Here is a 23,611-nt window from a genome sequence, read left to right on the forward strand (position 1 = left end):
TCTAGGCCATGCTTCGCGGCGACATAGGCACTCTTATAGGCGGAGGCGCGCAGCCCATGGATGCTCGAGAGGTTGATGATCCGCCCGAACCCACGTTCATACATGCCCGGAAGCACCGCACGGATGAGCAGGAAGGGCGCTTCGAGCATGAGCCGGTGGATCAGCCGCCAGTCGTCGGGAACGAATTCGTGCACGGGGTTGATGCGCTGGATCCCTGCATTGTTCACCAGGATGTCCGCTTCCAGGCTGAGGTCCTCCAGCGCCGAGGTGTCCCCCAGGTCGATCTGCCATGCCTTGCCGCCGATCTCGGAGGCGACCTGCTCGGCAGCTTCCCCGTTGAGGTCCGCGACCGTGACCGTTGCACCACGCTCGGCAAAGGCCCGGGCACATGCGGCTCCGATGCCGCTGGCTCCCCCGGTGACGATTGCCTGGCGTCCCTGCAGATATCCGCTCATTGCTTTGCTCCCGTTCTCGCACTTCACGCTGTTCCAGCGATCATCGAAGGCGGCCGGCCAAGCAGCACGCCGTTGATCGCTGCACTCGGATCATTGCACGGCAGCGGTGGAACTGTCAGGGGACGGCGGCCTCTGCGGGGCGTCGTGACGGGTGTTATTCGGCGTGTTCATGCCGGGCGTTGGCCCGCCAGCGGATTCCTGCGTCGATGAAGTCGTCGATCTCCCCGTCGAAGACGGCACCGGTATTGCCGACCTCGTGCTCGGTCCGCAGGTCCTTGACCATCTGATACGGGTTGAGCACGTACGAACGCATCTGATCGCCCCAGGAGGCCTTGACGTCACCGGCGAGCGCCTTCTTCGCCGCGTTCTCTTCTTCCTGACGCGCCAAGAGGAGCCGGGACTGCATGACGCGCAGGGCGGCGGCCCGGTTCTGGATCTGGGATTTCTCGTTCTGCATCGAGACGACGATCCCGGTGGGGATGTGGGTCATCCGCACGGCGGAGTCGGTGGTGTTCACCGACTGGCCTCCGGGGCCGGAGGAGCGGAACACATCGATTTTGAGCTCGTTGTCGGGGATCTCTACCGAGTCGGTCTTTTCGATGAGCGGGATGACTTCAACAGCAGCAAAGGAGGTCTGGCGACGTCCCTGGTTGTCGAAGGGACTGATCCGCACCAGCCGGTGGGTACCTGCCTCGACGGATAACGTCCCGAAGGCGTAAGGGGCATTGACCTCGAACGTCGCGGACTTCAGGCCGGCTTCCTCGGCGTAGGAGGTGTCCATGACCGTCGTCGTGTAGCCGTGGCGTTCGGCCCAGCGCAGATACATGCGCATGAGCATGTCGGCGAAGTCTGCGGCATCAACACCACCGGCGCCGGCACGGATGGTGACCACCGCGGCCCGCTCGTCGTATTCCCCGGCAAGCAGGGTGACGACTTCGAGCTGGCTGAGCGCCTTGCGCAGGGACTTCAGCTCCTTCTCGGCTTCGGCCCGGGAGTCAGCGTCGTTTTCCTCTGCCGCGAGCTCGACCAGGACCTCAAGGTCATCAATGCGGGCTTCAAGCCGCTCGATCTTGCCCAGTTCGGATTGCCGGTGGGAAAGCTTGGAGGTGATGACCTGCGCCGCAGCGGGATCGTCCCAGAGGTCAGGGACACCAGCCTGTTCGGATAGCTCGGAGATATCCGTCTTGATCCGCTCGATGTCGGTGACGGCTTCGATGGAGGCGAATGTATTGCGCAGGTCGCGGATTTCCGCGGGAAAGTCAGTAGAAGCCATGATCTTCCAAGACTACGTCATCTGGTGAGTCCGGTTCGGGCACTGGACTCGACGCTGATGGGAATCCCCTCGGGGACGAACCAACCAATAATGGGTGGGCGCACCACCGCGCTCAGGCGCACGACCGCTGTGGTGTCGTCTCCGCTGGAGCTGGCGCGCGCCAGGGCGAATCCGTCGAACCTCTCCGCCGCACCCACGTCGGCCACGTACTTGGCGGCGGCCGCCGCCACTCCTTCGTCGCTCAGACGCAAGTCCAGGGCACCGTCTTCGCCATTTTCCTCCACTTCGAAGCTGTCGGCCGCAGCCGTGACGGCACTATCGGCAACGCTCAGGAGTTTGCGGGCCTGCGTGTTGACCAGGGTTGCAGCCAGGGTCGCGCTGACGGCGAGGAGCACTATCAGTACATAGCCGATGATCAGGATCATCGATTGTCCGGTTTCCTCGGTCATGGGGGGTCGGTGGCGGCCCCACGCCCCGTGCACTCTGCGGCACCCGGGGCGGTGTCCGGTGAACCATCGTCTTCCGGTGGACATGTTCGACTCACCCATACCGATCAACGCGGACGGTTGCCGACGAGGAAGACCGCCCGAAATCAAGGTCCACTCCTGGTGGCAGGTACGGCAGTCCCACACGAATGGAGACATCCACCGTCACCGTCGACCCCGGCTCAAGGCAGGACGGCGAACACCGGTATTCCATCGTTGCCGCCTGGGAGTCCACGGCAAGATTTCCCAACGCCACCTCAACCGCGTTCCTGGCCCGGGCCGCCCCTTCCGTCTCGGTATCGGCAGTCGCGAACGTCCTTGCAGCATGGTCTGCAGCACCGACTGCAGCGAAGGAGGCAGCCTGCAACTGCGAAGCGCTGATGATGAGGTAGGTGACCGGAACCAGCAGGAGGACCCCGAGGAAGATGAATTCAACCATGGAGGATCCACGTTCCGATGAATGCCCATCGGCCCACGTCTGGCGGATTCGTTTCATGAGCTCCCTATCCGCCATATCGCGCCGCTTCCCCGCTGACATGCAGATGCCCACCCACCGCAAAGTACCCCAGCAGTGGTAAGGGAGTGCTGACTGTTATCTTGAGCCCAGGCTGACCGCCGATGGTCGTGGCTGTGAATTCGACGTCCTTGTTCAGTCCCGGCCCCAGCGAACCATCGATGAGTTCCCTCGTACGCTGCGCCCCCTCAGCCGGTGAACGATCAGCCAGTGTGCCGAACCGCGCTCCCGACGCGGCGGCGTCCATCAACGTGTTGCGTACGTGCAGGACAAGTGCCAGTTGCAGAACGGAGACGAACAGCATCGTCAACAGGGCAGATACCATGACGAATTCCGCGACGGCGGAACCGTTCTCCGGACCGGCTTCCGCGCCGTGCTTCGTGCGACACCTGTCGGCATGCTGCAGAGTCTTCATCGAGGCTATCTCGTCCTGGCTCCTCCTAGCCGAGACCGGATACCCGGTTGATGGCCTGGTTGAACAGATCGCTCAATCGCGGGCCCGCGACGGCGAGCAGCGCCGCCACCAGCACCGCAGACATCAGCGTGATCATGACCCACCCAGGTACATCTCCCCGTTCGTCATCGCGAAACCGCGAGCCGAGGCCTTGGACCCTGGCCATGCAGATCAACGTCGCCGTCAATCCGAGTGCCCTGGCTTGGCTCCATGCGTACTTCATTGTGTTGTGCCTTCCTGCTAGATGGCTGGATGCCGCGGATAAGACCCCATTCGGCATTCAGAGGTTCATGTCGATCAGCGAGAGACCCGGATAGACGGCGAAGACGATGGTGAGCGGGAGCATGCCGAAGACAACGGGGATCATCATGCTGATTTCCTTACGCCCGGCAGTCTCCATCAACTCTCTTTTGGCTGCGTCCCGGACATCTTGGGCTTGGGCCCGCAACACTTCTGCCAATGGCGTCCCGCGCTCTGCTGCGACCGTGATTGCGTCGGAAAATCGGGTCATTGCGTTGAGATCAAGTCTTCTGGCCAGCCGTTGGAACGCCGTTGTCATGGGCGTTCCGGATCGAACATCCGCCAATAGGGCCTTGAATTCGTCCGGTAAATCGCCTTCGGCAGTGCTGCAGATACGCTCGATGGCCCCCACTGTGCTCTCCCCCGCCCCCACGGCCAAGGCGATGAGTTCGGCAATGCTCGGAAACTGCCCCAGAATCCTCCGGCTCCGTCGGGTCCCCAGCTCCGTGAGATGCCATTCTCGGAACGCAAATCCCGCTACCCCCGCGATCAACAGCACCGTGATTGCCAGGACCCCGTTGAAGTTCCCCCTCGCCGCCGATGCGACAACGAAAATGCTTCCCAGCAGAAGTCCGGCACCTGCATAAGTCAATTGCGATATCCGGTATTCGGTAACGCTCGCCACCAGTCCTGCCCGTTGGAGCCGCCGTTGAATTCCTCCCCCAGCCGGATTGAAACGGTTCAACATGGTGACAAGATCCTTCAGGACCGGCCAGAGGATCTTGACCAGCGGACCCAGTGGCGTTTCCGCCGCAACTTGACCGGGGCGGGTCCCGGAAGGATTCGCGGCCGGGCGCAATTGCCCGGAAATGCGATCTGAGAACTTCACCCGACGCAGGGCGGGAAGTCTCACAAAACACAACCAGAGTCCTGAGCCCAGCAGCAGCCCCAACGCCAGGGACCAGGCAATTGAGCCCGTCATTTGAGGATTCTTTCCTCGGAGGGCAATGTCCCAATACCCAGCATGATCCTGTAGCACAAGAAGGAAATGAACAGCCCGCCCAAAAGTACGACGGCGCCTCCGACCGTTGAATATGCTTTGACCGCTTGTGGCTGGGACGCCATGAGTAGCAGGATCACCCAGGGAGCAGCGACGGCCAGGCGCGCCGCGTTCACCGTCCATGACTGTCGAGCTTCGAGCTCGCCACGGGTGCGGGCACTATCGCGGAGGAACCCGCCCAAAGTCCCCAGCATCTCTCCCAGATCCGAGCCACCGACCTCGCGGGTGATCATCAGGGCCGCAACGATCTTGTCGGCGACGGGATCTGCCAGTCGGTACCGTAGTCGCTCCATCGCATCAACAAAATGCGACGTTGCCCGGTAGTCGAGCCCGAATTCCGTAAAGGCCGGCCGGAGTTGCTCGGGGCCTTGAACCCCCAATTGCATCAGCGCCTCCGGCAACGACAGACCGGCCCGGATGGCCGACCGAAGATGGTCGACCACATCCGGCCATTGCTCCCGGAGCACCATTGCTCGCTTGGCTGCACGCCAGCGGACGACCAACATCGGGACGAGTGTGCCAAAAGCTCCGAATATGGGAGCGATCAGCGGCGACAACGTCACAACAAAGACGATCACGGCGACGATGACGAAACAGAGCAGCATGGCAGACATGAAGCCAGCGACACTGACCTTATCCAGTCCGGCACGCAACAGCAGCGCCTGGATTCGGCGCTTCCGTGGTTTCGCCGGCTTCGCTGGTTCGCTCCAGCATGCCTGCCAAACCAATAGGAGTCCCAGGCCCAAGACCAGCCCCCAGACCAAAGTCATTGTCCGACCCCCAAGAGCAAGGTCGGGTCGATTCCAGCGTTGTCGAACTTGTCGTGGGCCAGATCCGCCGACGGAGCCATCCGTAGTTCGCCGTCGGTCCGTTTGAACGTCGTCGAGGACTCGATGATGCCGTTTTCGACCCTGCGACCTAGCTTGATGATCTCGGAAACCCTGCGATGCCCCGCAGCACTCCGCTCGCAGTGCACCACCAGGTCGATGCAGGAGGCAACGGTCGGCAGCACGAAATTGGAGTTGATGTTTTCTCCGGCCAGCAGGGGCAGCGTACAGATTTTCGTGACGGCGTCCCGGGCGGAGTTGGCGTGAACGCTAGCCATCCCCGGAAGTCCCGAGTTCATCGCGATCAGCATGTCCAACGCTTCTGCTTCGCGGACTTCTCCGACAATGATCCTGTCCGGCCGCATGCGCAGAGCCTCCTTGACGATGCGGCGCATGTCGATTTGGCCGTGACCTTCCAAGTTCGACTGGCGGCACTGCATGGCCACTACATCGCGCAGTGGAATCTTGAGTTCAAAGATCTCCTCCACCGTGATGACTCGCTCGCGGCTACCGATCCCCGAAGCCAGGCAATTCAGCAGCGTAGTTTTTCCTGCCTGTGTGGCCCCGGAGACCAGCACATTGAGTCCAGCCCCAACAGCGGAGTGCAAATAGTCAGCGGCCTGTCGGCTGAGCGATCCCAGCTCAACCAGATGATCAAGGCGAGATGCCCTGGCAATGAATTTCCTGATGTTGACCGACCAGTGTTTTCTGGTGATATCCGGGATGACCACGTGCAGACGCGACCCATCCGGCAGCGCGGCATCGACAAAGGGTGTGGATAGGTCCAGGCGGCGGCCCGACGTCTTCAACATGCGTTCCACCAGGATCCGCACATGCCCGTCGTCCAACCGAATCGAGGTCAATTCAGAACTGCCGCCCCGCGCAGCAAAAACCTCCGAAGGAGAGTTGATCCAGATCTCCTCGACCTCCGGGTCATCCAATAGCGGCTGCAACGGCCCGAAGCCCGCGATGGCGTCGAAGACCGATCTGCCTGCTTCCTCCAGGTCCCCGAGTCGTGGCAGCCCTTCCAATAAGGATCGTTCATCGTAGTCACGCACTGCCATGTCCACGATCCGACGGATCTCGGCGACATGTTCGGAAGGGTCCAGTCCCCGGCGCCGAACACGCTCGCGTGCCTCGTCCTCGATGGTGCGTTGTCCGTCCACCTGCATCTCCCGTGCAAAGTTCTGGGCACAGGACTTGATACCCGTGGTGTCCTCCGCTGGGACAACTCTTGTGACGTTACCCACACCGCATGCATCAAACAAGGGATTAGGCCCATGTGTGGAAAATCCTTGTGCATGTTATCCACAATATTTCGCTAATAAATATTGCGCTTGTGAATCCGGGCTAACGTGACCTGGAGCCGGGGATCATTGAGCGAAAGGCGCTTTCACATGACACTTCACGTCGCCGTCGTCCGACAGCCCTGGGGCCCGTTCGACGCTGCCCGGACAACGAGTTTCGAAGTCACCGGCCCCGACGGTCTATCGGGGGCCGAGCTGGGAAGTGTCCTGACCGATCTGGGCTACGCGCGACTCCGTCTGGCCGGTGGCGGACAGCTGGATCAGGTGGAACAGCTCCCCACCGAGGGGATGGTGACCCTCACACCGTTCAGCCGACCATTTTCACCTCCGCCTACGCCCTCCGAAATATGGCTGGTTGCCATCAAAGGACCGGATTGTGGTCCCCGTCTGCTCCTGACCCGCGGGAGATACTCCATCGGACGCGGTGACTGCGACCTGGCTACTTCCGATCCCGGGCTTTCCCGCCACCATGCCGACATCATCGTCGACAAGACCTCCATTGCACTTGTGGAAACCACTGGTCCACGATCAACCGGACGCGGTGTCTCAAAACCAAGGAAACAGTTCCTCGGCGCCGACGACGAGTTCTCCCTGGGGAACACCACCTTCCGCATTCACTCCGTCCGGGTCGATGGCCATGCGCGGTCCCCCTATGATCGTCCGGCTCCATGGCCGCCACCTCCGACGCAACTATCACGCCCCGCTTCCGGCAGCAGGCCGTGGCTGATGATGACTACAGCGGCCCTCCCCCTCCTCATCGGTATCGTTCTGGCGCTGACCCTGGGTTCATGGTTCTTTTTGGCTTTCAGCGCTTTCGGCCTCGTCACCGGCGGGGTCCCGGCGACCATCGAGCTCAATTCACGTCGTCATTTGCGTCGACGTATCCACGGCATCTCGACGGAATTGATCCAGGACATGGAACACCTGGTCCCACCAGTCGGACTCCAGGTTCTCCAAAACACGAGAAGGGGCAGCGCCTCGCTCAAAGCACGGCAGCCAGCAGCTGTCTCCCACCCCCTGCGTCTTGGGTCAGGACGCGTGGTCCCACCACTCATCCTCCAGCCACCTTCCGACCGAGGTCCCCAGGTGCCTTCCGTCAACGCTCCCGTCATCATCACGATTTCTTCAGGTAAATTGGGGCTCCTGTCGGGACCAGAACCGGGCCTCGGCCCGCTCATCCGCTCGGCCGTCATCCAGCTTTCCCAAGCCTGTTCTCTTGCGGCTTCGACCCTGATGATCATCGGCGGGACCGATACCCTCCCAATGGAAGTACGGCTCATGCCGTGCCTGCGCGTGTGCAACGACGCGGATGAAGCCTTGCTGCTCATACCCGCCCTGCACCCTTCCTCGGTCCTGCTGGTCACGCCAGGGACCCTCGGTGGAGACCGCATCGCTGCGGCGATCCGCGGTATCGACGGGGACCGCCAGCCGCCGGCCCTGATCCTCACCACTCCAATATCCGAGGCCACGGCCGACTGGAGTCTCGACCTCACCACGTCCACGTTGAGCCACGGCGACGACGAGGTTCTGGTCGCGGTGGACGGCATCTCCTCCGCGACTTTCTCCACGGCCTGCAGGTCATCCCAACAAGAGCTGGAGTTTCCTGCTGCGGGGGCAGCCGCACGCGACGACGAACTCGATACACCTCGCGGAGGTTCGGCAGGGCACACCCCCGTCTGGCAGGCCTCCTCGGCAGAATCACTCCTGAGTCGATTTGGTGTCTGTGAGGGGACTGCCGTGTCCTTGGACTTCGTCTGCGATGGTCCCCACGTCCTCGTCACGGGAACCACCGGCTCGGGAAAGTCCGAACTCCTCAAGGCCATGACCCTGGATCTGGTCTGCCGCTACGGTCCGGATCAGTTGTCGCTGCTCCTGCTGGATTTCAAAGGTGGAGCCACGCTGGGGCCCTACGCAGAAACACCACATTGCCAAACCCTGGTGACTGATCTCAATGCCGAATCCGGAGAACGGGTCCTCGGCGGACTACGAGTTGAACTACAGCGCAGGGAATCACTCTTCAAGGAGGCAAAGGCAGAAGACTACGCCCGCTATCGGGCCCTTGCCGATTCGGTGTCCGGACCACTTCCGCGCCTCGTGGTCATCGTCGACGAGTTTCGTGTCCTCAGCGACGAACTGCCCGACGCCGTTCCTGAACTCATGCGCATCGCAACAGTGGGGCGGTCCCTGGGTGTGCATCTGCTGCTCGCCACCCAACGCCCGCAGGGAGTCGTCACGGCGTCCATGCGCGCCAACATCAACACGGTCATCGCCCTTCGTCTGCTCAGCCCACTGGATTCGAGCGAGCTCCTTGGCACTTCGGCGGCCGCCGAACTCCCTGCGTCCAGCCCGGGGCTCGGCTTCATGCGTCGAGCCGGTGATCCGCCCATGCCTTTTCGGTCCCTGCCCGTCGGCGACGACGCACCGGTCTGGAAGGTGTGGGAAACAGGCCCAGGGTTCCAGGACTGCCGTCCCATCACGACGATCCACCGACCACAGCCCGCGGATTCTTCCCCGGCAGGGCTTCTGGAACGAAGGACCTCGGATGTCCAGGAGCCGCCGTCCCCGGTCGCGACGTTCGCTGCACCGCTCCCTGTCGAACTCCATTTCATACCGCGACGGCTCCGTACGCAACGGCCCGAGGGGGCCATCGCGCTCGGCCTGATCGACGACATCGAGCATCAGCGTCTGCTGCCGCTGTGGTGGATTCCTGAATCCCAAAGACGCCTAGCAGTCATCGCCGGTCCAGGAAGTTCCGCTGCCGCTTCGCTCCTCGGACTACTCAACACCCTCGCTCAGGGGGAACCGGAGCGCCACATCTACGTGTTGGACGGGGCAGGACACTTCGGCCCCGGTTCCGGGAACCCACGTGTCGCCGGTTACGTCACTGCCGGGGAACCGGAACGTGTCCATGAACTCCTGGACGTCTTTGATGCACCGCCGGATGCCGCAGACCAACCGACAGCAACTCGGGTCCTGCTCGTCAGCGGACTCGCGGCATGGGCCACGGTGCTGGGGGTTTCGGACTTCGCTTCCCTCGATGACCGGCTCGCGGCCCTGGCCCGTACGACGGAGCGGGAAAACACGTGTCTCATCGTCACCGGGGATCGTGATCTGACATCCTCCCGGTTCCACGCTTTGGCAGACCATCGGCTGTACCTCCGTTTTGGCCTGGGCGAAGAAACCTTGATGGGCTGGCCACGACTCAAGAACACCGGTCCATACCCGGGGCGCGCCGTATATACGTCCCCCCTTACCCCTGAGCGGGGGGTCGTCGTCCAACTCTGTACACCGGCGCCATCGACCGTCCAGGCCCAGGGCCCGCCGACCAATCTGCCGCTTCGCTCGTGTCATCCCCTGCCTTCACGGGTCGGCACAGACCAGCTGCCGCGCATCGACCGCCACCCGGGCCGATATCAGATCGGGCTCATGGCGCCGGAACACCGGCCGTGGATCTGGGAACCCGGCCGCGTTGGTCTCGTCCTGGGCGGCCCGGGAACAGGAAAATCGAACGTCCTGCGCATGATGGCCGGCCAGCTGGGGTCCGGCCTCGATATCCGCTGGTCCTTGGGCCCGGCCACTGACCCACCGGACTTGTTGTTCCTCGATGACGTTCTGGCACTCACCGACGCCGACCTGGCTCATCTGGATTCCCTGATCCGCTCAGGCACCCATGTCGTCATGTCGGCCTCACCCGAACGGGTCGGGCTCGCTCGGCTCCCCCCGGTGGCACGAATGCTCCCACCGGCTGCGTTTCTTCTGCTCAACCCCCGGCAAGCCAGTGACGGGGACTTCCCCGGATGGAGGCTCCGGCCACATCAACTGGCACTGCCGGGGCGGGCCGTCGTGCTGCGCCAGGGAAGGCTGACCCAGATCCAATGTGCCGTCGCGGATGGTGCCGACGCCTAGTTTTGTGGTGTGCGGTCTCCGAAGAATGCAGTGGCCTTCGGATCAAAAATCAGCAGGATGATCGCTGCCGCCGGGATCAGCAGCGTCAGGCCCAGCACCAGGCTCCACCCCCCGCTCCCGAGGAACGAAACAGCAAAGATGACCTGGAAGACCTGCCAGACCACGGCGGCCGCGCGTGTCCAGGCATTCCCCTTGAACACCTGGACCCCGACGTTGGCCTGCCATGCTGCCGCCCCGAGAATCAGAACGAGCATGAAGATGCGCCCACCCATCGACAAGGGTCCGGGTTCACCCAGCGACGTGGCGTACCAAGCAGCCGCGCCCAGTGCAGCGACGGCCTCGAGCAACAACAACATCGCCACCACGACGATCGATGGCGGGCGCCGACGGACGGCTGCCGGATCGTGGGGAGGGTGGGAGGGGGAACTCGGGGAACTCACCCCCCGAATCTACTCGACGAGCTGGGCAGGCCCAACCAGACGGTGTCCCCAGGGCACCCCCGGAGCGGGCCTTGACATGGGAACGCCTGCCCCGCAAGGCCTTGCTGGGGTGAGAAAAGCCTCAGTGTCATGAAACGATTGGTTGCGGTCCAACCCTTGTTTACACACAAGTAACATGACAATCTTATGGGGCAGGTGAACGGGAGCATTCGTGAGTGCTCTCTTTTGTGCTGCCACCGCCCCACTCTTCGGATTGACCGTGGTGGGTCGTCCCCCGAAACCTATTCCAAGGAGCATCAAAAAGCATGGATTGGCGTAGTCGCGCAGCCTGCCTGGACAAAGACCCCGAGTTGTTCTTCCCCGTGGGGAACACCGGACCAGCCTTGCTCCAGATCGAAGAGGCCAAGAGCGTCTGCCGCCGGTGCCCGGTCATCGACACCTGCCTTCAGTGGGCCATCGAATCCGGCCAGGACGCCGGTGTTTGGGGTGGCATGAGCGAAGACGAGCGCCGCGCCCTGAAGCGCCGCGCAGCCCGGGCCCGCCGCGCATCATAGCGAGACAGAACCTCTAGCCGTTCGGAGGGAGCGAATCCACGGATTCGCTCCCTCCGGCTGTTTAAGGACCTGAGCGTCACCCAACGATTCCGCCTCCCCCGAGCGGATGTCCACGGAAAGGCGCCGGGTTCTGGCTACCATCGTGGGGTGAGTGAACACGGAGCCAGTCCCGACCGGGGCACGATGATCGACGGCCGCTATCGCATTGTCGAGCGGTTGGCCGTCGGCGGCATGTCCACGGTCTATCTCGCCACCGACATCCGCCTCGAACGCAACGTGGCGCTGAAGATCCTGCATCCACACTTGGCCGAGGACCCGGTGCTGGTCGAGCGCTTCCGTGCCGAGGCGATCACCGCAGCCGGTTTCTCCCATCCGCATATCGTCGGTGTCCTGGATACCGGCGTCGACGGACACACCGCCTACCTGGCCATGGAGCTCGTCAACGGCCATACCCTGCGCGACCTGCTCAAGAGCCAGGGACGCATGGCACCGCGCCAGGCCTTGGCCCTGCTGGACGCGGTCGTCGAGGGCCTGGCCGCGGCACACGCTGCAGGCCTGGTCCATCGCGATATCAAGCCGGAAAACGTCCTGCTGTCGAATTCGGGCCAGATCAAACTCGCCGACTTCGGGCTGGCCCGCGCCGCGAGCAACCAGACCTCCACCGGCAACCTCATCGGCACGGTGGCCTACGTCTCCCCCGAACTCGTCACCGGGGCCCCCGCCGACGCCCGCAGCGACATCTACGCCGTGGGCATCATGTTGTACGAGATGCTCACCGGGCGCCAGCCCTTCGTGGCCGAAGCTCCCATTGCCATCGCCTACCAGCATGTCTCCAATGACGTGCCGGCCCCTTCGCTCCTCCTGCCGAACCTTGCTGCCGACCTCGATGAACTCGTGGAGTTCTGCACCCGCAAGGAACCCGAGGACCGGCCCCAGGATGCCGAAGCACTCCTGGGCGAGATCCGGCAGATCCGACGGACGCTCACCGATGAGGAACTCGACCAGCCCGTTGTCGATTCCGACGCCCCGGATACCGGGCCGGGATCCGCACCCACCCGGATCGTCGGGGCCCTGATGTCCCTGCCGGCCGCCGACGACGGCACGGCCCGGACCGAAGCCATCGGCCAGACCGGCCTTCCGGATGGGGCAACCGAGGTGTTGGGCGTCCCAGACAACGCCACCAGCGTCATTTCAACGCCTGCAGGAGCGACACAGGCACTGCCCCGATACAACGATTCCACCGATACCGGAGAACAACCCGCCCTCGACTCCGCGTCCGGAGCCGGCCGGTCGAAGCAGGCCATGCTGTCCCGGCGGGCCCGTGAACGCCAGACCCGCAAGGAGGCCAAAAACTCCCGCCGGCAGTGGGCGCGTGAAGCACAGAAACCCCGGGAGAGCCTTGCTTCCCCCTCGTCTCGACGACGTGGTTGGATCCTGGGCATCATACTTTTCCTGGTGACCGCGCTGGTGGCCACCGCAGCCTGGTTCTTCGGGATGGGCCCCGGTTCACCGGTGCAGATCCCCCAGCTCAGTGGCCAGTCGGCTGCCTCCGCCCAGCAGGCCCTGGAGGCGGGCCGCGTTTCGTCCAGTGCGACCCGGGTCTTCGACGACGAGATCAAGAAGGGCCTGGTGGTTGGTTCCGAACCGGAAGCGGGGACCACCATCCGCCGCTACCAGTCAGTCGAGCTCCTGATCTCCAAAGGTCCGGAGCTTTTTGCGGTGCCCAACGTGGTCGGGCTGGAGGAATCGACCGCCCAAAAAGCCCTGAAGGACGCCGAGGTCGTGCCGGGGAAGGCCAAGAAGGAGTACGACGAATCGATCGCCGCCGGTCAGGTCGTTTCGCAGAAGCCGAAGCCGGAGTCGAAGGTGCGCCGGGGGACCAAGGTCTCCTACGTGGTCTCCCGTGGTCGGGCCCCCGTCAAGGTCCCCGACGTCACCGGCCGCACCGAGAAGGACGCCAAAGCCACGTTGAAGGACGCGGGCCTGGAACCGGAGGTGTCAGGCAAGGAATTCGACAAGAAGGTCGACAAGGGGATCGTCATTTCGCAGGAGCCCTCCTCCGGAAAGGCCAAGCGGGGAACGACCGTCACCTTCGCCGTTTCCAAGGGACCGCGGATGGTCGAGGTGCCCAAGGTGCGCGGCAAGCAGTTGGAGAAGGCCGAGAAGATCCTCAAAGACGCCGGCTTCGAGGTCGAGATCAACGAAGGCAGCTTCGGCATCATCTTCGGCACGGTGGCCACGCAGGACCCGTCCTCCGGCGAACTCCCCGAAGGGTCCACGGTGACCCTCGGGGTCGTCTGAGCCACCCCGCCCGCTCGATCCTCCAACGACAAGGCCACGTCCGGGGTCTTCCCCGGGCGTGGCCTTCGTCGTGTGGCGCTTCAGGTCGATCAGTCGGTGCGCGGCTTGCGCTCGGCCAATGCGCCGGCCACCAGGAACGCCATCTCCAGGGACTGCCGGTGGTTCAACCGCGGATCGCAGACGGATTCGTAGAGATCGTCGAACTGGTCGGCGCGGATCGGGTCGGCACCGCCGAGGCATTCGGCCACGTCGTCACCGGTCATCTCCACATGCAGTCCGCCGGCGTAGGTGCCCAACGAGTTGTGGACATCGAAGAAGCCCCGCACCTCGTCCATGACGTCATCGAACTTCCGGGTCTTGTAGCCGTTCTCGCTGGTCACCGTGTTGCCGTGCATCGGGTCGGTGACCCAGAGGACCTGGGCCCCGGAGGCGGTGACCTTCTCCACGAGGTCCGGAAGCTTCTCGCGGATATTCTTCGCCCCCATGCGGGTGATGAACGTCAGCCGGCCCGGCTCGCGGTTCGGGTCCAGTTTCTCCACCAGGGCCAGGGCATCCTCGGGCGTCGTGTTCGGGCCCAACTTGACCCCCAACGGGTTGCGCACCCGGGAAAGGAAATCGACGTGGGCGCTGTCGAGCTGCCGCGTCCGCTCCCCAATCCAGAGGAAGTGCCCGGAGGTGTCGTAGGGCTGGCCCGTGCGCGAGTCCGTGCGGGTCAAGGCCCGTTCGTAATCCAACAGGAGGGCCTCGTGGCTGGCAAAGAACTCGGTGGTCTTCAGTGCTTCGAAGTCTGCACCGCAGGCGTCCATGAACCGCACCGCGCGGTCGATTTCGGCAGCCAGCGACTCGTACTGGCTGTGGGCCGGGTTGGCCCGGAAGCCCTTGTTCCAATGATGCACGCTGCGCAGGTCGGCAAATCCGCCCTGGGTGAAGGCGCGGATGAGGTTCAACGTGGCGGCCGAGGTGTTGTAGGCCTTGACCATCCGGGCCGGGTCATGACGGCGGGACTCGGGGGTGAACTCGAACCCGTTGACGATGTCACCGCGGAACGCCGGCAAGGTGACCCCCTCGCGGGTCTCCGAATCCGAGGAGCGCGGCTTGGCGAACTGCCCGGCCATGCGCCCCATCTTCACCACGGGCATCGAGGCGCCATAGGTCAGGACGACGGACATCTGCAGGATCGTCTTCACCCGGGCGCTAATGCGGTCGGCGGTTGCCCCGGCAAAGGTCTCGGCGCAATCGCCCCCTTGCAGCAGGAAGGCATGGCCCTGGGCCGCGGCGGCCAGCCGCTCGCGCAGGATGTCCACTTCTCCGGCGAAGACCAACGGCGGCAGGGAGGCCAGCTCGTCGACTGCCTTCGTATATTCCGGGCCGGACCACGTGGGCTGCTGTGAAATCGGGAGCTCGCGCCAGGCGTCGAGGCCGGGATCGGCAGCGGGCCCGGGGATGGGCTGGTGGAACGGGGCGGAAGTCTGGGTCGAATCAGTCACCAACCCAGCGTATCCGGGTCGTGGGCCGGCACCCTATTCGCGGCGTAAAGTTTCGTTTCGGCCGGTCATCCGGGGCAGGACGGTACTGCCGCCCGACCACCGCTCACGCCGGGTTGGAGTTGCCGTTCTTCCCGGGATCCCCGGGTAGTCCGGTGTCGCTGGGAGCATCGTCGTCGTCCGCCTGGCCGGTCCCCGTGGTCTGCTCCGCTGCCGGGGGCTCCTCCGTGGTATCGCCGTCCGCCCCGTCCTTGGGGGTACGGATGTGTTCGACCTCCTTCTTGGCGGCGTCCACCGTGGCCCGGACCTGGGCGCGGGCGTTCTCCGCCAGGGCCTCACGGGCCGCCTTGCGCTCGGCAAGCCGATCGGCAGTGATCCTGGCCTTCACGGAGGCGGCGTAGGAGTCGACGTATTCCTGGCCGGAGAGGCGCATCAGGGCGTACATGATCTCGTCGGTGACCGAGCGCTGGACGAAGCGGTCGTCCTCCATCCCCTCGTAGCGGGAGAAATCCAGTGGTTCGCCCACGATCAGCCCGACCCGTCGGATGTTCGGTACCGTCTTGCCGATCGGCTGGACCTTGTCGGTGCCGATCATGGCGACCGGGATGACCGGGACGCCGGTGGCCAGGGCCAGCTTGGCAACCCCGACCTTGCCCCGGTAGAGGCGCCCGTCGGGGCTGCGGGTGCCCTCCGGGTAGATGCCCAACAGGTTCCCGTCCAGCAGGGCCTGCTCCCCCGCCCCCAGCGAGTTCGCCGAGGCGGCACCCCCGGAACGATCCATCGGCAGCTGGTTGGAGAGGCGGAAGAACAAGGCAGTGAGCTTGCCCTTGATGCCCTTGCCGGTGAAATATTCCATTTTGGCCAGGAAGACGACCGGACGGTCCACCGCCACGGGCAGGAAGATCGAGTCGGAGACCGAGAGATGGTTGCTGGCCAGGATCGCGCCACCTTCGGCAGGGATGTTGTCCATGCCCTTGACCCACGGCCGGAACAGCAGGTTGGTCAGCGGTGCAATGAGCAGCCGCTTCATGATCCAATAAAACACGTGTGGGAGCCTTCCGCCGGGCAGGTCGTCGGGCGCCCGCCTCGCACGGACCCCATGTCGGTTACGCTCTACTCTAGGCACATATCCACCCCGGGGCACGATCCCCGGCCTGCTTGGGAGCGCTATGGAATTCTCGGCAACGGCCCCCTCCGACGCGGCTGAAGGCTTCCGGGTCCGCGGCGGCAACGGTGATGCGGTCCTGGTCATCCACGGTTTCACCTCCACCCCGCGCAGCATGCGCCCCTGGGCCGACGCCCTTCTGGCGGGCGGCTACACGGTCTCCTTGCCGGTGCTGCCCGGGCATGGGACCAGCTGGCAGGAACTGGCCCGGACCCCCCGTTCCGCGTGGACGGCGGCCGTCGAGGCCGAATTCGATCTCCTGGCCGCCGCCCACCGCAAGGTCTTCGTCGTCGGACTGTCCATGGGCGGGACGCTGGCCCTGCATCTGGGCATTGAACGCCGACCCGCGGGGCTCGCCCTGGTCAACCCCGCCCTGAGCATGGTGGACCGCACCGCGGCCCTGGCCGGGATCCTGAAACGGTTCGTCCCCTCGGTGCCGGCCATCGCCAACGACATCGCCCGCCCCGGCCAGGACGAGGGGGCCTACCCACGGACCCCGGTGGCCGCGGTGCACGAGCTGCGTCGGCTCATCCGCACCACCCGGAAGAATCTGGAAGCGATCCAGGCCCCGGTGTTCGTCTTCCGCTCGGTGGTGGACCATGTGGTCTCCGAACCGGGGTTGGATCTGCTGCGGCGCGAGCTGGTCGGCATGCACCCTTCCGGGGTGCCGCGGCTGCAATTGAGGTATCTGGAACGCAGCCTGCACGTGGCGACCCTTGATTACGACGCCGCAGCGATCTTCGAGGGCTCGCTCGCCTTCTTCGACGCGTTGGGAGGTCATGCCCATGGCTGATGACAACGCCCGCTCCCCCCGGGACCGGGCCGCCGACGAGGCCGCCTGGCAGGATCTGGTCAGCCGGCTCGACGACGTCGGGATGGATGTCGATCCGGAAGCCGAGGCCGCCGATCCACCGGGCCCGACCCCGGATCCCCTCGACGAGCCGGTTCCCCTGCTCCGCCCGGCCGGTGGGCCGCGGGACTACGAACTGCTCGAGGAGCCCGAGGAGGATTGGACCCCGGAAGATCCTCCGGCCCTGGGCTCGGGCAATCCGCTGACCGTGCTGGCCTGGACCTGTGCCGCCGGAGCACCGATCGCCCTGTTGCTTCTGGCCATCCTGTGGCGTTCGGCGCCGATGGGCGTCTGGCTGACCCTGTGCGTGGCTTTCGTGGCCGCCGCCGGTTATCTGGCCTTCAGGCTCCCGCGCCACCGGCAGGACGGCGATAACGGCGCCAGGGTCTGACCCCTGCCCGGGGACGGCACGGCCCCGCGGTCGTCACCCTCGGCTCGGGGCGGCTTCCTGCCGGGCGAGGTCGGCGGCTCCGATCAGCCCGGCGTCGGCCCCCAGCCCCGCCTGCCGGATGCCGGCGAACGGCCGGTAGCCCCGTCCGGTGAGGTTCTTCCGGTACGATGTCTCGGCTTCCTCGAGCAACCGGGTGGAGGCAGATCCCAGCCCCCCACCGATGACGAAGGTCCCCGGATCCAAGGCGGCGGCCAGATTGGCCAGGCCCAGCCCCAGCCACTGGCCGGCATCGATGATCAGCTCCTGGCAGGCAGGATCCCCGGCCGCTGCCAGCTCGGTCACCAACGACCCGTTGATGGCCTCCACGTCCCCTTCCACGGCGTCCAGCAGCGTGTGGGCCACCGGCGAGTTGGCCCGGGCTATTTCACGGCCTTCACGCCCCAGGGCGTTGCCGGAGGCATATTGTTCCCAGCAACCGCGGTTCCCGCATTCGCAGCGGTGGCCTCCGGGTTGGATGACCTGGTGGCCGAATTCCCCGGCCAACCCGAACCGGCCCCGGCGCAGCCGTCCCCCGGCGACCAGCGCACCGCCGATCCCGGTGCCCAGGGTCAGGCACACCAGGTTCGGTTCACCCTGCCCGGCCCCGAAACGATATTCCGCCCAGCCGGCCGCGTCGGCGTCGTTGACCACGCAGACCGTCCCGCCGAGCACGGTGGCCAGCCGGTCGCGCAGGGGTTCGTTGCGCCAGGCCAGATGCGGGCTGAAGAGCACGGTGCCCGTCTCGGGATTCATCCAGCCGGCTGCCCCGACGCCGATCGGGGCCCGGGGGGCGAAGCGGCGGAGGCCGGCCACCAGGTCCAGCACTGCCAGTTCGACGTCCTGGGGGCTCGATCCGGGGGTCGAACGCCGGTCGCGGTGCAGGAGGTTCCCCGCCCCGTCGACCACGCCACCGGCGATCTTCGTGCCGCCGATGTCCAGCCCGATGGCCTGGTCCGCTGCCGGTGCCGTACCCATGGCGATGCCCTTCCCTGGCCCGATGTTGGCACCATAAGTTACTAGCGAGTAGGTTAGTGATGCAACACACTATGCTTGGATGACGATCCCCATCGTCAGATGTCCAATCTGAATAGCCTACTGAAGTAGAGGAGCACATCGTGCGAGAGTTCAGCGTACCCCCGCTCGTGGTCAGCCCCGCGACGTCCAACACCACGGATTTCGTGCTGGAAAAAGCGAATGGGACCAACCCGATGCTGTTCTCGCGGCCCGACGGTCACGGCGGATGGATCGATGTCTCGGCCCGGGAGTTCAGGGACGATGCCAGCGCCTTGGCCAAGGGCCTGATCGCCGCGGGGCTCGAAAAGGGCTCCCGGATCGGCATCATGTCCCGGACCCGCTACGAATGGACCCTGGTCGACTTCGCGATCTGGTTCGCCGGATGCATCTCCGTGCCGGTCTACGAGACCTCCTCCCCCAGCCAGGTCGCCTGGATCCTGGGTGACTGCGGGGCCGCAGCGGCCATCGTGGAATCACCGAACCACGAGAACGTGATCCGCCAGGCCTCCATCCAGGAGCAGCTCGAGGACATCGGACACATCTGGCAGATGGACGGCGATGGACTCGACGTCCTGCGCTCGGCCGGAACCGGGGTCAGCGACGAGGAACTGGAGGCACGTCGCTCCTCCATGGGACTCGAGACCGTGGCAACGATCATCTACACCTCGGGCACCACCGGACGCCCCAAAGGCTGCGAGCTGACCCACCTGAACTTCGTGGAACTGTCCCGCAACGCCCAGGAAGCCCTGCCCGAATGTGTTCATGAGGGGTCCTCGACCATCATGTTCCTGCCCCTGGCCCATGTGTTCGCCCGCTTCATCTCGGTCCTGGCCGTCGCCGGCGGCGCCAAGGTCGCCCACACCCCCGACATCAAGAACCTGCTCCCGGATCTGCAAGGCTTCAAGCCCACGTTCATCCTGGCCGTTCCACGGGTCTTCGAGAAGGTCTACAACTCCTCGATGCTCAAGGCCGAGGATGCCAGCAACGTCAAGGCCAGGATCTTCCACGCAGCGGCGAAGACCGCCGTCCAGTTCTCCCGCGCCCAGGGCGAGGGCTCGGTGCCGCTGGCCTTGAAGCTGCGCCACGGCCTGTTCGACAAGCTCGTCTTCTCGAAGATCCGCGAGGCCATGGGCGGGCGCATCCAGTATGCGGTGTCCGGCGGTGGCCCGCTGGGCGAACGCCTCGGGCACTTCTTCAACGGTGCCGGGCTGATGATCCTCGAAGGCTACGGCCTCACCGAGACCACCGCCCCGATCACCGTGAACACCCCGAGCAAGCTGAAGATCGGCACCGTTGGCAGGCCGCTGCCGGGCAACGCCGTGAAGATCGCCGACGACGGCGAGATCCTCACCCGGGGCGTCTGCCTCATGGCCGGATACCACAACCGACCGGATCTGCGCACGGAGGCGTTCGACGACGACTGGTTCCGCACCGGCGACATCGGCGAGCTCGATTCAGACGGGTTCCTGAAGATCACCGGGCGCAAGAAGGAAATCCTCGTGACCGCCAGCGGGAAGAACGTCATCCCCGGCTTGCTGGAGGACCAGATCCGCGCCGATGCCCTCGTCTCCCAGGCCCTGGTGGTCGGGGACAACCGCCCGTTCATCTCCGCCCTGGTCACCCTCGACGAGGAGGCCCTGCCCGGGTGGTTGGGCCGTCACCAGCTCGGATCGCTGACCGTGGAGCAGGCCGCCGAGCACCCCAAGGTCCGTCAAAGCGTCCAGGCCGTCATCGACAAGGCCAACCAGACGGTTTCCCACGCCGAGGCCATCAAGGCCTTCCGCATCGTCCCCACGGACTTCTCCGAGGCCTCCGGCCACCTGACCCCGTCGTTGAAGGTCAAGCGCGCCCAGGTGCTCAAGGACTTCGAAACGGTCGTCGAGGAGATCTACACGGCCAAGAAGCCGTCCTGAGCCCCGGTAGACAACAGGCCGGGCCACGCACAGTGCGTGGCCCGGCCTTTTTGTGTGCTGCGGTGCGGCTCCGCTACAGCGGTGCGTCCTCCCCGGCGGGCAGCTCAAGGCCCAGCAACGCATTCTCCACGACCTCGGTCAACGCCGGGTGGATCCAGTAGGGGCGCCGGGCCATCTCGACGACCCCGAGCCCGGTGGCCATGGCCTGGATGAGCGGCTGGATGAGGATCGAGGCCTCGTGTCCCATCACATGGGCCCCCAGCAACAAGCCGGTCGACCGGGAGGCCACCAGCTTGAGGATGCCTTCCTGGTCCTCCATCGCCCATCCGTAGGCCGTGGAGCCATAATCCTGCACGACGGTGACGACGTCCTCGGGGTCCTGCGCCCGGGCCGTGGCCTGTTCGCCGGTCAGTCCCACCGAGGCGATCTGCGGATCGGTGAAGACCGCTGCCGGGACGAAGGACCGGTCGGTGGAGCGCAGCTGCCCGGGGTGTTCGAGGTTATGCGCCACCACCCGGGCTTCGCGGTTGGCGACATGTTTGAGCTGCTGTTCGTTGGAGGCATCGCCCAGGGCATAGCACCCGGGTAGCGCCTGACCCCCGGAGAGCACCCGCTGGAACCCGTCCACCGCCAACCGGCCGTCATGTTCCAGGTCCAATCCGGCGGCTTCGGCCCCGATCCGGTCCGAGTTCGGCACCCGGCCGGTGGCCATCAGCACGACGTCGGCGACCACTTCCACGGGCCCTTCAGCGGTCTCGAAGTGCCCGGTGACGGTTCCGTCGTCGTTCTCGGTGACGGCACTGAGGGCATGGTCCAGCTTCAGGGTCCAGCGTCGGGCGGCGGACTGCGTGAACCGGCGGGAGATCTCCTGGTCGTGATGGCGCAGCAGGGCCGCGGAACGGTTCGCTTGGATGACCTGGGAGCCCAGGCCATGGAAGACGTGGGCGAACTCGGCGGCGATGAAGCCGCCACCGACGATCAGCACCCGTTCCGGCAGCGCGTCCAGGCGCATCACGGTATCCGAGGTGTGGACCTGGGGCAGCTCCACACCGGGGACCTCGGGCAGCACGGCCCGGGAGCCGGAGGCCAAAACAATCTGGTCGGCGGTGATGACCTGCCCGGATTCGGTGACCAGCGTCCGCGGGTCACGCAGCCGGACGCTCTCGGTGTAGACGTCGACGTTCTCGAGCTCCTGGTCCCGGTAGCGCAGACCGTCGGCCGAAATCGCATCGATCCGCCCGAAGATCCTGTCCCGGATCCCCGGCCAGTCGGTTCCACGGTGTTCCAAGTCGACCCCGAGACGGGCCGCTTCCCGGGGGGAGGCGGCCAGGGTGGCCGGGTAGACGAACATCTTCGTGGGGATGCACCCCACGTTCAGGCAGGTCCCGCCGAAGGTCCCGGCGTCGATCATGGCGACCTTCTTATCGTCCCAGAAACCGGTGATCAGTGAATTGCCGGATCCGGATCCGACGATGGCCAGGTCATAATGCGTCAAGTGATTCAGCCCTTCAGTTCGTCCACGACCAACGCCGCGAGCTCCATCACGGCGTCGCGGGTGCCCGGTTTGAGCCGGTCCAGGGAGACCCGGGACCCTTCGGCCAGATGCGGATCATGCGGCAGCCGAACGACCGTGGCGACGCGCGAGCGGAAATGCGATTCGATCTCCTCGACGTTCACCCCGCGACCGGTTCCGGAGGACTGGTTGATGACCACGATCGCATTCTTCGCCAGCTCGGTGCGCCCGTGGGCCTCCAGCCAGGACAGTGTCTCGGAGGCCAACCGGGCTTCGTCGACACTGGCCCCGGAGACCAGGACGACGGCATCGGCCTTCTCCAGGGTGCCCTTCATGACCGTATGGACCATCCCGGTCCCGGAATCGGTGAGCACGATGGAGTAGTACTTCGAAAGCAGCTCGGTGACGGCACGGTAGTCGGCGTCGTCGAACGCCTCGGCCACCCGCGGGTCGGTGTCCGAGGCCAGCACGTGCAGACGTGATCCTTCCCGTGCGGCATAGGAGGAGAGCTTGGCGAAGGTGTCCACGCTGAAACGGTGTTGGACCAGGTTCCGGGCGGTGAACTCCGATTTGCCCGGCGAGCGGTCGCTGAGCGTCCCGCGGTCGGGGTTGGCGTCCAGGGCGATGACCCGGTCCTCCCGGATCTGCGCCAGGGCCATGCCCAGCAGGGTGGTCACCGTGGTCTTGCCGACTCCTCCCTTCCGGGACAGGACGGGGACGTAGCGGGTGGTTCCGGGCAAGGGGGCCGAAATCCGGTGTTGCATCTGCCGGCGGATCCGCACGGCGTCCGAATCCCCGACGTTGACCCGGCCTAAGGAGGCCCGGAACAACAGGCGACGCCATCCGCCCACGGGTTCGCGGTCCCGGGGTTCGAGCAGCCGGTCGGGCGTCAGCTGCGAAGCACTTTCGGGGGCCTTGGGCTGCGGGGCCGCGCCGGCTCCGGCGGTGGTTCCCGCCCCGACGCCGGCGGAGGCGGTGGCGGTGGCTGTGGCCGGGCCGGGGCCCGGGGTTCCCCCGACCGGACCGGCGGTGCCGGCCCCGGGGTCCTGCTGGTCGGTCGGTGCTGCAGGGATGACCATGCCCTGGGCCAGCGGGCGCGGATCGGAGGGATCCGCGGCCGTTGCCTCGTTCTGGTCCACCGGCTGCCAATCGGAGAGGTCCGGCAGGTCGGCGGCCCCATGGCCGGCCCCCGCGGATTTGAGGTCCTCGCCGAGGTCCTCCTCCGGGGTGTCGGTTCTGGGCTCCGACGGGTCCACTTCGTCGTGCGGAGCCGGTTCCGGGGTCTCCGGGGCTTCGTCGTCGTCGTGGTTCTGGTGCGGCTGGGTCATGGCATCCTCTGCGGAAAGTACTGGCTGTAGGAACGTCAGCCATCACCCTAACGCACCGACGGGACGCCCACCGTGTCGTCGGTGGACGTCCCGTCCTG

At 65.3% G+C, this 23,611-nt stretch carries 21 protein-coding genes and 1 pseudogene; 7 read left to right on the plus strand and 15 right to left on the minus strand.

From position 1 onward, the window contains the following. The 9 genes from ACT3S6_RS11700 to ACT3S6_RS11740 form a co-directional block, all read right to left on the minus strand. The coding region (locus ACT3S6_RS11700) for an SDR family NAD(P)-dependent oxidoreductase (protein ID WP_444555100.1) at positions 1-455 on the minus strand (455 nt) is incomplete at its 3' end. Between the two features lie 154 nt (positions 456-609). After that, positions 610-1,728 carry a peptide chain release factor 2 gene (gene prfB / locus ACT3S6_RS11705; protein ID WP_444555101.1) on the minus strand — a complete coding sequence of 373 codons (1,119 nt, stop codon included), beginning with the start codon at positions 1,726-1,728 and terminating at the stop codon, positions 610-612. Positions 1,729-1,745: 17 nt separating this feature from the next. After that, on the minus strand, positions 1,746-2,177 hold the full coding sequence (locus ACT3S6_RS11710) for a hypothetical protein (protein WP_444555102.1): 432 nt from the start codon (positions 2,175-2,177) through the stop codon (positions 1,746-1,748). 91 nt (positions 2,178-2,268) lie between these two features. Further along, positions 2,269-2,652, minus strand: coding sequence for a hypothetical protein (locus ACT3S6_RS11715; RefSeq protein ID WP_444555103.1), 384 nt, complete (start codon positions 2,650-2,652; stop codon positions 2,269-2,271). 64 nt (positions 2,653-2,716) lie between these two features. Beyond that, complete coding sequence (locus tag ACT3S6_RS11720; protein ID WP_444555104.1) at positions 2,717-3,142, minus strand: TadE family protein; 426 nt, start codon at positions 3,140-3,142, stop codon at positions 2,717-2,719. A gap of 25 nt (positions 3,143-3,167) precedes the next feature. Continuing rightward, the gene (locus ACT3S6_RS11725) at positions 3,168-3,347 is read right to left on the minus strand and encodes a hypothetical protein (RefSeq protein ID WP_444555148.1); all 180 of its coding nucleotides are present in this window, start codon (positions 3,345-3,347) and stop codon (positions 3,168-3,170) included. A 114-nt stretch (positions 3,348-3,461) separates the two neighbouring features. Then, positions 3,462-4,403: a type II secretion system F family protein gene (locus ACT3S6_RS11730; RefSeq protein WP_444555105.1), complete on the minus strand. Its 942-nt coding sequence runs from the start codon at positions 4,401-4,403 to the stop codon at positions 3,462-3,464. Further along, the gene (locus ACT3S6_RS11735; RefSeq protein WP_444555106.1) at positions 4,400-5,251 is read right to left on the minus strand and encodes a type II secretion system F family protein; all 852 of its coding nucleotides are present in this window, start codon (positions 5,249-5,251) and stop codon (positions 4,400-4,402) included. Before ACT3S6_RS11735 ends, ACT3S6_RS11730 begins: the two co-directional genes overlap by 4 nt. Further along, positions 5,248-6,474 (minus strand): CpaF family protein, encoded by a 1,227-nt coding sequence (locus ACT3S6_RS11740; protein ID WP_444555107.1) that lies wholly within the window; start codon positions 6,472-6,474, stop codon positions 5,248-5,250. Before ACT3S6_RS11740 ends, ACT3S6_RS11735 begins: the two co-directional genes overlap by 4 nt. Before the next feature lie 429 nt (positions 6,475-6,903). On the opposite strand from ACT3S6_RS11740, the pseudogene ACT3S6_RS11745 reads away from it, so the two are divergent. Together ACT3S6_RS11745 and ACT3S6_RS11750 are read left to right on the plus strand one after the other, a co-directional pair. Continuing rightward, a pseudogene (locus ACT3S6_RS11745) lies at positions 6,904-7,173 on the plus strand (FHA domain-containing protein); the annotation flags it as partial. Positions 7,174-7,341: 168 nt separating this feature from the next. Continuing rightward, entirely contained in the window at positions 7,342-10,521 is a 3,180-nt protein-coding gene (locus ACT3S6_RS11750) for an FtsK/SpoIIIE domain-containing protein (RefSeq protein ID WP_444555149.1), read from the plus strand. On the opposite strand, the gene ACT3S6_RS11755 is transcribed toward ACT3S6_RS11750, so the two are convergent. Beyond that, positions 10,518-10,961, minus strand: coding sequence for a hypothetical protein (locus ACT3S6_RS11755; protein WP_444555108.1), 444 nt, complete (start codon positions 10,959-10,961; stop codon positions 10,518-10,520). The two genes, ACT3S6_RS11750 and ACT3S6_RS11755, sit on opposite strands and share 4 nt — an antisense overlap. Positions 10,962-11,266: 305 nt before the next feature. Here ACT3S6_RS11755 and ACT3S6_RS11760 point away from each other — a divergent pair, with 305 nt between their 5' ends. Continuing rightward, a complete protein-coding gene (locus ACT3S6_RS11760; protein ID WP_086994524.1) occupies positions 11,267-11,515 on the plus strand; it encodes a WhiB family transcriptional regulator in 249 nt (82 codons plus the stop codon). A 147-nt stretch (positions 11,516-11,662) separates the two neighbouring features. Then, positions 11,663-13,816, plus strand: a complete 2,154-nt coding sequence (locus tag ACT3S6_RS11765) for a PASTA domain-containing protein (RefSeq protein ID WP_444555109.1) — start codon at positions 11,663-11,665, stop codon at positions 13,814-13,816. Between the two features lie 89 nt (positions 13,817-13,905). Here the strand turns inward: ACT3S6_RS11765 and ACT3S6_RS11770 are convergent, their stop codons facing one another. Beyond that, entirely contained in the window at positions 13,906-15,303 is a 1,398-nt protein-coding gene (locus tag ACT3S6_RS11770; RefSeq protein WP_444555110.1) for a class II 3-deoxy-7-phosphoheptulonate synthase, read from the minus strand. Positions 15,304-15,406: 103 nt separating this feature from the next. Further along, positions 15,407-16,345 (minus strand): lysophospholipid acyltransferase family protein, encoded by a 939-nt coding sequence (locus ACT3S6_RS11775; protein ID WP_444555111.1) that lies wholly within the window; start codon positions 16,343-16,345, stop codon positions 15,407-15,409. A gap of 124 nt (positions 16,346-16,469) precedes the next feature. Here ACT3S6_RS11775 and ACT3S6_RS11780 point away from each other — a divergent pair, with 124 nt between their 5' ends. Together ACT3S6_RS11780 and ACT3S6_RS11785 are read left to right on the plus strand one after the other, a co-directional pair. Then, a complete protein-coding gene (locus ACT3S6_RS11780; RefSeq protein WP_444555112.1) occupies positions 16,470-17,258 on the plus strand; it encodes an alpha/beta hydrolase in 789 nt (262 codons plus the stop codon). Continuing rightward, the gene (locus tag ACT3S6_RS11785; RefSeq protein ID WP_444555113.1) at positions 17,251-17,706 is read left to right on the plus strand and encodes a hypothetical protein; all 456 of its coding nucleotides are present in this window, start codon (positions 17,251-17,253) and stop codon (positions 17,704-17,706) included. Before ACT3S6_RS11780 ends, ACT3S6_RS11785 begins: the two co-directional genes overlap by 8 nt. A gap of 33 nt (positions 17,707-17,739) precedes the next feature. Here the strand turns inward: ACT3S6_RS11785 and ACT3S6_RS11790 are convergent, their stop codons facing one another. After that, on the minus strand, positions 17,740-18,720 hold the full coding sequence (locus ACT3S6_RS11790; RefSeq protein ID WP_444555114.1) for an ROK family protein: 981 nt from the start codon (positions 18,718-18,720) through the stop codon (positions 17,740-17,742). Positions 18,721-18,860: 140 nt separating this feature from the next. Here ACT3S6_RS11790 and ACT3S6_RS11795 point away from each other — a divergent pair, with 140 nt between their 5' ends. Continuing rightward, positions 18,861-20,672: an AMP-dependent synthetase/ligase gene (locus tag ACT3S6_RS11795; protein ID WP_444555115.1), complete on the plus strand. Its 1,812-nt coding sequence runs from the start codon at positions 18,861-18,863 to the stop codon at positions 20,670-20,672. Positions 20,673-20,745: 73 nt separating this feature from the next. Here ACT3S6_RS11795 and ACT3S6_RS11800 read toward each other — a convergent pair whose 3' ends face one another. Both ACT3S6_RS11800 and ACT3S6_RS11805 read right to left on the minus strand, forming a co-directional pair. Next, positions 20,746-22,167 carry a mycothione reductase gene (locus ACT3S6_RS11800; RefSeq protein ID WP_444555116.1) on the minus strand — a complete coding sequence of 474 codons (1,422 nt, stop codon included), beginning with the start codon at positions 22,165-22,167 and terminating at the stop codon, positions 20,746-20,748. Positions 22,168-22,172: 5 nt separating this feature from the next. After that, complete coding sequence (locus ACT3S6_RS11805; RefSeq protein WP_444555117.1) at positions 22,173-23,513, minus strand: MinD/ParA family ATP-binding protein; 1,341 nt, start codon at positions 23,511-23,513, stop codon at positions 22,173-22,175. Positions 23,514-23,611: the final 98 nt, after the last annotated feature.

Source organism: Arthrobacter sp. AOP36-C1-22, assembly GCF_052377515.1.
Taxonomy (GTDB): domain Bacteria; phylum Actinomycetota; class Actinomycetes; order Actinomycetales; family Micrococcaceae; genus Arthrobacter_H.